Annotated in this window: 10 protein-coding genes; 4 read left to right on the top strand and 6 right to left on the bottom strand. The window is 66.7% G+C overall.

What is annotated here, in order from left to right:
• The 4 genes from AO501_RS08210 to ligD all read right to left on the bottom strand — a co-directional run.
• On the bottom strand, positions 1–497 hold a 497-nt coding region (locus AO501_RS08210), incomplete at its 3' end, for a PE family protein (RefSeq protein WP_156452403.1).
• A 22-nt stretch (positions 498–519) separates the two neighbouring features.
• Positions 520–2,472 carry a glycoside hydrolase family 64 protein gene (locus AO501_RS08205; protein WP_055577258.1) on the bottom strand — a complete coding sequence of 651 codons (1,953 nt, stop codon included), beginning with the start codon at positions 2,470–2,472 and terminating at the stop codon, positions 520–522.
• 325 nt (positions 2,473–2,797) lie between these two features.
• The gene (locus tag AO501_RS08200) at positions 2,798–3,580 is read right to left on the bottom strand and encodes an SDR family NAD(P)-dependent oxidoreductase (protein ID WP_055577257.1); all 783 of its coding nucleotides are present in this window, start codon (positions 3,578–3,580) and stop codon (positions 2,798–2,800) included.
• A 66-nt stretch (positions 3,581–3,646) separates the two neighbouring features.
• The gene (gene ligD / locus AO501_RS08195) at positions 3,647–4,672 is read right to left on the bottom strand and encodes a non-homologous end-joining DNA ligase (RefSeq protein WP_055577256.1); all 1,026 of its coding nucleotides are present in this window, start codon (positions 4,670–4,672) and stop codon (positions 3,647–3,649) included.
• Positions 4,673–4,709: 37 nt separating this feature from the next.
• On the opposite strand from ligD, the gene AO501_RS08190 reads away from it, so the two are divergent.
• Genes AO501_RS08190 through AO501_RS08175 form a run of 4 tightly spaced genes read left to right on the top strand, consistent with a single transcriptional unit; the run spans position 4,710 to position 7,357 of the window.
• Complete coding sequence (locus AO501_RS08190) at positions 4,710–5,780, top strand: ATP-dependent DNA ligase (RefSeq protein WP_055577255.1); 1,071 nt, start codon at positions 4,710–4,712, stop codon at positions 5,778–5,780.
• A gap of 36 nt (positions 5,781–5,816) precedes the next feature.
• Positions 5,817–6,410, top strand: a complete 594-nt coding sequence (locus AO501_RS08185) for a TetR-like C-terminal domain-containing protein (RefSeq protein ID WP_055577254.1) — start codon at positions 5,817–5,819, stop codon at positions 6,408–6,410.
• Between the two features lie 35 nt (positions 6,411–6,445).
• Entirely contained in the window at positions 6,446–6,901 is a 456-nt protein-coding gene (locus AO501_RS08180) for a hypothetical protein (protein WP_231752393.1), read from the top strand.
• A gap of 36 nt (positions 6,902–6,937) precedes the next feature.
• Positions 6,938–7,357: a hypothetical protein gene (locus AO501_RS08175; protein ID WP_156452402.1), complete on the top strand. Its 420-nt coding sequence runs from the start codon at positions 6,938–6,940 to the stop codon at positions 7,355–7,357.
• Here AO501_RS08175 and AO501_RS08170 read toward each other — a convergent pair.
• Together AO501_RS08170 and AO501_RS37820 are read right to left on the bottom strand one after the other, a co-directional pair.
• A complete protein-coding gene (locus AO501_RS08170) occupies positions 7,354–8,700 on the bottom strand; it encodes a PucR family transcriptional regulator (RefSeq protein WP_231752392.1) in 1,347 nt (448 codons plus the stop codon). The genes AO501_RS08175 and AO501_RS08170 overlap by 4 nt on opposite strands.
• Positions 8,701–8,776: 76 nt before the next feature.
• A partial coding sequence (locus AO501_RS37820) for a hypothetical protein (protein WP_197419789.1) occupies positions 8,777–9,153 on the bottom strand: 377 nt, incomplete at its 5' end.

Here is a 9,153-nt window from a genome sequence, read left to right as displayed (position 1 = left end):
AATCCCGCCGATCCGCCGGCGCCCCCGGTTTGTCCCGGCGCCCCGGACCCGCCGTCACCGCCGTCACCCCACAGGATCCCGCCCGGCCCACCGGCCTGCCCGGTCCCCGCAGTGCCGTTGCTGCCCTTACCGATCAACGGGCGTCCCAACAACGCGTTGAAGGGCGCATTGATCACGCCCATCACGTCCTGCTCGAGAGTCTGCAACAACGAGACATTGCCGGCCTCCGCGACCGCGTAAGCCCCGGCCCCGGCATTCAGGGCCTGCACAAGCCGCTGGTGGTAAGTCACGGCCTGCGCACTGATTGCCTGATAGGCCTGCCCATACTCGCCCCATGCCGTGGCAATCGCCGCGGACACCTCATCCGCGCCGGCGGCCAACAACCGCGTCGTCGGGAGCGCCGCCGCGACATTCGTGGACTTCAGCGTCGCACCGATGCCTGCCAAATCCGTTGCCGCCGATGCTAATAACTCCGGCACGGCCAACACGTACACCATCGGAAAGTTCCTCTCTCACGCGCTAGAAAAGGTCGAAGGACAGCCGGGTCGGCGGCAGTGAGTTGCCGAGGATCAGGACTGAGCTCTGGGAGTTCACGTCGTCGAAGGGGAAGCCGTAGGCAAGGCCGTCAATGCTGTTGGCGTGGAAGAACTGTGCCCAGTTGTTCCACCGCCCGCCCGTCGGGTAGTAGGCATCGACATTGGCCCACTGGTCCGGAGAATTCGCCACACCGCGGTTGAACGCAGCGTTGAGTTCGGCGAGGAACGCCCCCTGTTGACCGACGCCGACGAACGGACCGTTGGCGGCGAATGTTTGCGCCGTCGTGGGCTCGACCATCGTGTAGCTCGTGGCGCTGCCCCCGTCGGGGGTCAGGTTGTAAACGAACTGGCCGCCGGCGTCGACGTTGCCGGTCACCGTGTAGCCGGGGCCGTCGTAAAAGAACGGGTGGGTTTGATAGGTCGACCAGAAGTTGTCGATCGCCGGGTCCAGCCAGGTGGCGAGGCCACCGGGCTGGGCGGTCCGCGGGGCCAGAATCCGCAGCGGGTTGCCGGTGGCGTCGTTGACGATCAGTGACTGGAACTCGGTAGGCAGGGTGGTCGTGTACTGGTGGAACAGCTGAGCCCGCGACAATGTGATACCACGGGTGTCGGAGAACCCGGTGGAATCCTGAGTCAGCGTGAAGGTGAACGGCAGCCCGAACTGGTCCACCTGAGTTGTGTTGCCGCCGAAGGGTATTGAGCCGTATTTGTAGGTCAGCTCATACCAGTCGTAGACCGTGTTGTAGTTGGGATCGGCGGGATTCGCGGGGTCCAGACCCGCCCAGCCCAAGTTGTCCGGGCTGATGCCGATGTACAGCGGCTGCTTCATCGACAGGAATATCCGGCCGCCCTGGAACTCAGACGGAATCGAGAAGTTGCCCGTCTGGTCGAGGGTGAAAGACATGTTCGCGTAATTCACGCCGTTGTGCGTGAGGTGGTCGGGGGCGTTGGCGGCGTTGTGGTCGATCGCGTGGGCCACGCCGTTCTGGTCGATCCACGACCACTGGCCGGGTGAGGTCTGACCGAGTGCGGTCAGGTAGATCTGGCTGTTGGGCAGACCGGTGTGGTTGACGAAGGGGCCGACCGCAAATCCGGTGGAGCCGCTGCCGGTAGCGCCGTCGGCCCCGATTCCACCCACGGCGCCGGAGTGACCGGCGCTGCCAAGCAATCCGGGCGCGCCACCCCCGCCTCCTACTCCGCCGGGGCCGCCCTTCCCGCCGGCACCGAACACGCCCGAACCATCGGGCGAGCCCCCGACGCCACCAATCCCCCCGGTACCACCGGCACCACCGTGCCCGCCGTTTCCGAACAGCAGCCCGCCGTGTCCGCCGATCCCGCCGGTCCCGCCCGTACCGCCGGGACCGCCCGCCTGACCCACCGCACCGGTCTTGCCGACCAGGCCGACGCCGCCGGCCCCACCGGTTCCGCCATGACCGAACAACCCCGCCGACCCGCCGGCACCGCCGCTCTGCCCCGAAGCCCCAGACCCGCCATCACCGCCGTTACCCCACAAGATCCCGCCCGGCCCGCCGGCCTGGCCGGTCCCCGGGGTTCCATTTCTGCCGTTGCCGATCAGCGGGCGCCCCCACAACGCGTTGAAGGGTGCATTGATCGCACTCAGGACGCCCTGCTCGAGGGATTGCAACGACGCGGCATTGGCCGCCTCCGCGGTCGCATATGCTCCTGCCCCCGCGTTGAGGGCCTGTACAAAGCGCTGCTGGAACGAAGCGACTTCCGCGCTGACCGCCTGATAGGCCTGCCCGTGCTCGCCCAACAGCGCTGCGATGGCCGCCGACACCTCATCCGCGCCCGCGGCCAGCAACGTCGTGGTCGAACCCGCCGCCGCCGCGTTGGCCCTGGTGACCGACGAACCGATGTGCACCACGTCCGAAGCCGCCGCCAGAACCACGTCCGGCGCCGCGCTGACAAACGACATTCCGCACCTCCGAGCAACCTGTGCCGCAAAATCTCCGAACGAGAATGACCGGCGCTTGTCCGCAGGTCAACAGGTTCGAATGAATTGCGACGAACGCCTGCCGGCAGCAGCCGAATGACGTCTCACAGATATGATTTGAGCTGCGATAATCCCGGGCCGGCGCGATCTTTCTGTCTTACTTCGAGATGAAGTTTTTGACGCTCCGGCGCACGACGGGAGAACGGTCAAAGACATTTACCGGCATGCTGTCAGCAAATTTTTCAGCGGAGCGCGGACCCTGTCCGTTCAGGGTTGCGTGCCCGCGGTCAGCTGGGGAAGAGCACGCTCAGAGCGTGGGAACGAACCCGCCGTCGATCCGGTAGTCGGAGCCGCTGATGTTGCCCGCACGCTCGCTGGCCAGAAACAGCACGAGGTCGGCGACTTGTTCCGGGGTGGTGAAGCGACCGGTGGGCGTGTCTTCCAGAATGTTTGCCAGCACGTCAACGGCGAGTTCCCCGTTCGCCTCGGCCAACCCCTCCGCCAGGCCGCCTTCCGTCCACTTTTCGGTCAGCACCAGTCCCGGGCTGATCGAGTTGACCCGAATGTTCAACGGCCCCAGTTCTTTTGATAAAGCCTTGGCAAGGTTGGTGACGGCGGCCTTGGTGGCGCAATAGTCGTAGGTCACCGCACCGGGGTAGTAGGCGTTGATCGACCCGATGATCACGATGGACCCGCCGCCGCGCCGGTGCATCTCGGGCAGCGCCGCGCGGGTGGGCCGCACGACCGCCATCATGTTCAGATCCCACGAGGCCTGCCAGTCCTCGTCGGTGATGCCCACGAACCCGGCCGGGCGTGGCGTGGCACCACCGACGTTGTTGACCAGGATGTCGATCCCGCCTCGGCGGGCGGCGGCCGCGATCAGCTCCTGCGCACCGTCGGGCCGCGACAGGTCGACCGACACATAGGTGACTTGCCCGGCTTCTTCCATGGCCAGCAGATCCTTGCCCGGCGTGCGTGACCCGGCGACCACATAGGCGCCCGCGCCGGCGAGCGCTTTCGTCACCGCCAGACCGATGCCCTTACTGGCGCCCGTGACCACCGCCGTCTTGCCCGCCAGATGCAGATCCATCTCACCCGCTTCGCCGGTCCCCGGCTCACAGAATATGCACGCGACGACGTGTCGGGTCCCGTTATCTCATTTCTTGCGGTCGGTATCCCGCGACGGCTGCACCCGTTTGGGTTCGCCCGGCATCTTCGGGTAGTTCGGCGGGTAGGGCATGTCACACAGGCCGCGCTCCTCGTCTGCCTCGACCATGTCCAGCAACACCGCGATCGACTGGGCGTCATCGTCCATGCCGGCCCACGGGTCGTCGCGGCGCGCAACCAGGTCGGGGACGGTCGCCATGGTGTAGTCGTCCGGGTCGGCACCGGCCAGCTCGTCCCAGGACAGGGGCATCGAGACGGTTGCGATCGGGGTGCGCCGCACCGAATACGGCGAGGCCATCGTGCGGTCCCGGGCGTTCTGATTGAAGTCGATGAAGATCCGCTCGCCGCGTTCTTCCTTCCACCACGAGGTGGTCACCCGCTCCGGAGCACGGCGCTCGACCTCTCGGGCCAGGGCGATACCCGCCCGGCGCACCGCGATGAAATCCCAGTCGGTGGCGATCCGCAGGTACACGTGGACGCCGCGTCCCCCGGACGTCTTCGCGTAACCCGTCAACCCGAGCTCGGCGAGCAACGGCCGCAGCACCTCGACGGCGACCGTCCGCGCGTCCTCGAACCCGGTTCCCGGCTGCGGGTCCAGATCGATCCGCAACTCGTCGGGATGCTCGGTGTCCGGGCAACGCACCTGCCAGGGGTGCAGCGTGACGGTGCCCATCTGTGCCGCCCACACGATCGCGGCGGGATGGGTGACCATCAGCGCGTCCGCGGTCCGGCCGGACGGGAAGGTCACCCGGCAGGTCTGCAGATAGTCGGGATGATGCTTGGGCACCCGTTTCTGGTAGATCTCCTCGCCGTCGATGCCGTCGGGGAAACGCTGCAGATGGGTGGGGCGGTCGCGCAGCGGGGCGAGCATCGGACCCTGGGACACCGCCGCGTAGTAGTCGATCAGCCGGCCCTTGGTGCCGTTGGAGCCGAGCTTGGGGAAGTAGACCTTGTCACGATTGGTCACCCGAACGGCGATGCCGTCGATGTCGAGTTCTTCTGCTGCGGCAGCCATATCCACAGTCCAGCATGCCGCACGCCAGAATGAACTAATGGACTTACCCGTCATGCCGCCGATTTCGCCGATGCTGGCCAAGTCAGTCAAGGGCATTCCGCCGGATGCGTCCTACGAGCCGAAGTGGGATGGCTTCCGGTCCATCTGTTTTCGCGACGGTGTAGGTGTAGAGCTGGGCAGCCGCAACGAGCGGCCGTTGACCCGCTACTTTCCCGAGCTGGTTGCGGCGGCGCAGGCCGAGTTGCCGCCGCGCTGCGTCATCGACGGTGAGATCGTCATAGCAACAGCTCGCGGCCTGGATTTCGAAGCGCTGCAACAGCGTATCCACCCGGCCGATTCGAGGGTGCGGATGCTGGCCGAGCAGACACCTGCTGCGTTCATCGCGTTCGACCTGTTGGCTCTGGGTGACGACGACTACACCAGACGTCCGTTCAGCGAGCGGCGCGCGGCGCTGGCCGGGGCGCTGGCCGACTCCGGCCCGTCCTTCCACGTCACGCCGGCGACCACGGACCGGGCCGTCGCGCAGCGCTGGTTCGCAGAGTTCGAGGGCGCCGGTCTGGACGGCGTGATCGCGAAGCCGCTGACCGGCACCTATCAGCCGGACAAGCGCGTCATGTTCAAGATCAAGCATGAACGCACCGCGGACTGCGTGGTCGCCGGCTACCGGGTCCACAAATCCGGTAGCGACGCGGTCGGCTCGCTGCTGCTCGGGTTGTACCAGGACGACGGACAACTCGCCTCGGTCGGTGTGATCGGCGCCTTCCCCATGGCCGAGCGCCGACGCCTGTTCGACGATTTGCAGGCACTGGTCACCAGCTTCGACGAGCACCCCTGGAACTGGGCCGCGCACGAATCCGGCGAACGCACTCCCCGCAAGAACGAGGGATCTCGCTGGAATGCCGGCAAGGACTTGTCCTTCGTGCCGCTGCGGCCCGAGCGGGTGGTCGAGGTGCGCTACGACCACATGGAGGGCGCGCGCTTCCGCCATACCGCTCAGTTCAATCGGTGGCGGCCCGACCGCGACCCACGCTCGTGCACCTACGAACAGCTGGAGCAACCGCTGACCTTCAGCCTGGGCGACATTGTGCCCGGCCTGGGTGAGAAGTAGTTCTCGAAGCGGCGCTCGAGTCGTACGGTAGAGCACATGCGGCCGTCGCAGCGACCGGACGTATCCCCGGCTTCCATCCCCGCGGACCTGCGTGCGCGGGTGATGCCGGCAGTGCTCGACGAGCTGGCACGTTGGGGCGTCGAACGATTCAGCGTGGAAGCCATGGCGGAGCGCCACCGCCTGGATGTGGCAGCGATCTATCACTATTGGGGCAATCGCCAACAACTGATCGTCGATGCCGCGGTGCGCGACGCCGACGTGTTCCGCTCGGCGCTGGATACCGGGTCGTTGCGCGGTGACCTCCTTGCTCTCGCCCGCACCCTCGCCGCGGATGTCAACACGCCGATCGGCCGCACCTTCCACCGGGTGATGGTGATGGACAGCCGTGCCGGACATCACGACGGCGAGACTCGGATGATGTTCTGGCAGAGGCGTTTCAGCGTCCTCCGCTCGGTTATCGACCGCGCCCGGGAACGTGGCGAACTGCGTGATGGCGTGCACACCGTGGCGGCGATCCAGATCGTGACGGCCCCGATCTACGTCCGCAGCCTGTACATGGAGGATCCCGTCGACGACGGCTACTGCGTGGCCATCGCCGACCTGGCATGGCATGCGCTGCGCAAACAATGACGGGTCCGGGCACCCGCGGCCTTTAGGATGACGAAATGCTGCACGTCTCCGCATTGTTCGTTCCGCGTAATGCCGCGTTCAACGAACAGGGCGCCATCGATGCCATGTCCATACCCATGGCGTGGTTCCAGGTTGATCAAATGCCTTTATGGGCAACGGTCCCGGTCGTTCTGGTAGTCCACGCACCGGCGGGCGGCGATTACGACCCGGAGATTCACGTGGTCTGCAAGGACCCTTCGGGGGCTCCCCGCGGATCGCTGCGGGCGGCGTGGCACTGGCCGGACGATGGCAATCGCGCCTCCAAGTACCGGTGCTTCACTCAGGAACTCTCCTTCCCGGTGGAGACCGAGGGCGAGTACACCCTCGGGGTCTACTACGACGCCGAGGGCAAGTTCGAACTCTCCACGCCGGTGCCGATGTCGATCCTGCTGGCCGAGACGGAGCAGCCCGCGGACAGCGGGGAAACAAGTTTCAGCGAGCCTGCCGAATAGGCTGGCGCGCGGCCCCGGCACCCTTAAGATGTCGCAATGCATGTAGCCGCTTTACTCGTGGCGGGCTCCGCCAACATCGACGATTCCGCGATCGACGCCACCCGCGTGCCGATCACCAGCTACGAGGTCAACCAGACCCCGGTGTGGCTGACGGTCCCTCTCGTACTGGTGGTGCACGCACCCTCCGGTGGTGATTTCGACCCGGAGTTGTTCATCGTCTGCAAGGACCCCGGCGGGACGATCCGGGGCACGGTCCGCTCCGCGTGGCAATGGCCGGACGAGGACAAGCCGTCCAAGTACCGGTGTTTCACTCCCCAGCTGTCGTTCGCGATCGAGACCACGGGCGAGTACACCATCGGTGCTTACCACGACGCCGAAGCGCTGCGGCCGCTCGCCACTCCGATACCGCTGATGATCAACATGGCCGGGGTGCGCCCCGGACGTAACGGCAGCTAGACCGCCGGGGCACCCCGGCAGTCGGGGGTGTTGCCTCCGAACCTGAAGTGCCGCAAGGTCTCTCGGTATACGCCGGTGAGATCGGGAGACCCTACTCCCCGGCTGGGGCCTGGGACGGTACGTCGAGTTCCGGGCCGCGCCAACGCAACGTCTGGAGAGCGACCGCAACGGCAAACCAGGTTCTGCTCGAGGGGGCGAGGCAGCAGCTGCTGAGCTGTTTCCAAGCGGTGCAACAACGTGTTGCGATGAGTGTGCAGCGATTTCGCCGCTCGCGAGGCGTTGCATCCGGAGTTGATGTACGTCAACACCGTCGCGTGCATCGCGGGACTGGCGGACGCGAATTCTCCCAGCGTGTTCTCGATGAATGCCGTTGCACCCGAGGCATTTTCGGTGACCAATCCGACCAGCTGCAGCTCGGCGAACTGCGCGACCCGGCGGCGGGACAGCAATCGCAGCGCCAGGCGCTGGGTGGTCACGGCGTCGCGGTGACTGCGGGCGAACCCGTCGATACCTGGCGCGGTGCTCCCGATCGCGATCCGCACCTGCGCGTTCAGAGCCTTGCCGATCTCCTCGGGGTCGACGTTCTTCATCTCCGCGACCCATACCCAGCGGGTCGACCTTCCGACGGCCACGGATAGTGACTGCTCGCCCCGCGCCGCCTCGACCAATGCCTTCGCGGCCTGGTCGAGCGCGGCTGCGGCGTCTTCGGGATCTTCGCTCCAAATGATGGCAGCGGTGTGTGCTCCGTCGAAGCGATAGCCCAACTGCGTTTCGAGTTGCGCTTTGCTGATGTCGGCACCATCGAGGATCAGTTGCACGAGCTCCCGATGTTCGAGGCCCTCGCCGTGCGCCAGCCGGGCGTATTCGGACTCGAACCGCATCTGCGCGGCAGTGCACGCGAGGGTCCCGTCGACGAACTGGCTTACCAGGCGGAAAGGCAGGTCCAGCAACTCGCGCAGTTCCTGCGGATCCGACGTCAGCTCGAAGGCGATCTCAGTCCACCGGTGCCATGCCAGATTCTGGGCGATGCGGTAGATCTCCAGCGCTGACGTGTCCAACCCACGACGCACCAACTCCCGCGCCATCCGTACGCTCTCGGCGCCCAGGTACGGCGGCACGGGAGTGCCGGGATTCTGCAGCATGGCAGAGGCGAAGTAGGCCAAATTGGCCCGGTTGGCGCGCAGAACCACAGTCGCCAGCTCCGGATCCGCGGCGACCGGCGGCAGCGACCTGAGCGTGGCCTGGTCGACCTCGCGGAGCCACTCGCGGCTGGAGCTGAGAGCTACCCGCGCGCCATCGCGGATCAGCTCCTGAACCCTCGGAGAGGGTTGCCCCCAAATCACATACAAAATCGTATTGAAATTCTGTGGCGCTCACCTGCGGATTGGCGGATATTCGGGCGGTCTGCGGGGGTGCGGCCTAATTGCCGCCTTTGCCTCCCTGAGCGCCGGTGCCGCCGGCGCCGCCGGTGCCGCCGGTGGCACCGACCGCTGCGGTGCCGTTGGTGCCGGGGTTGGCGGGTCCGCCGGTACCCCCGGCCCCGCCGTCGGCGCCACTGCCGCCATCGCCGCCATCACCGCTGCTGCCGCCGGCGCCACCGGAACCGCCGGTGCCACCGATGGCGCTGCCACCGTCACCACCGGTGCCACCCTGGCCGCCGGTGCCGCCGACAGCGCCGGGATAGCCGGAGCCGAGCGCGGCGTTGCCACCGTCACCGCCGTCACCACCGTCACCGGCGTTGCCGCCGACCCCACCGGTGGCCCCGGCGTTGGCCGCACTGCCACCCACCCCGCCGC

It is taken from the genome of Mycobacterium gordonae, assembly GCF_001417955.2.
GTDB classification, from domain to species: Bacteria; Actinomycetota; Actinomycetes; order Mycobacteriales; family Mycobacteriaceae; genus Mycobacterium; species Mycobacterium gordonae_B.
Note: the sequence above shows the minus strand (reverse complement) of the source record. Positions and strands in the feature narration are given on the sequence as shown.

Coding starts and splice junctions, on each gene's coding strand:
- AO501_RS08175 (WP_156452402.1), top strand. CDS start 6,938: ATGCATGTAGCCGCTTTACTCGTGGCGGGCTCCGCCAACATCGACGAT.
- AO501_RS08190 (WP_055577255.1), top strand. CDS start 4,710: ATGGACTTACCCGTCATGCCGCCGATTTCGCCGATGCTGGCCAAGTCA.
- AO501_RS08185 (WP_055577254.1), top strand. CDS start 5,817: ATGCGGCCGTCGCAGCGACCGGACGTATCCCCGGCTTCCATCCCCGCG.
- AO501_RS08200 (WP_055577257.1), bottom strand. CDS start 3,580: ATGGATCTGCATCTGGCGGGCAAGACGGCGGTGGTCACGGGCGCCAGT.
- AO501_RS08205 (WP_055577258.1), bottom strand. CDS start 2,472: ATGTCGTTTGTCAGCGCGGCGCCGGACGTGGTTCTGGCGGCGGCTTCG.
- ligD (WP_055577256.1), bottom strand. CDS start 4,672: ATGGCTGCCGCAGCAGAAGAACTCGACATCGACGGCATCGCCGTTCGG.
- AO501_RS08180 (WP_231752393.1), top strand. CDS start 6,446: ATGCTGCACGTCTCCGCATTGTTCGTTCCGCGTAATGCCGCGTTCAAC.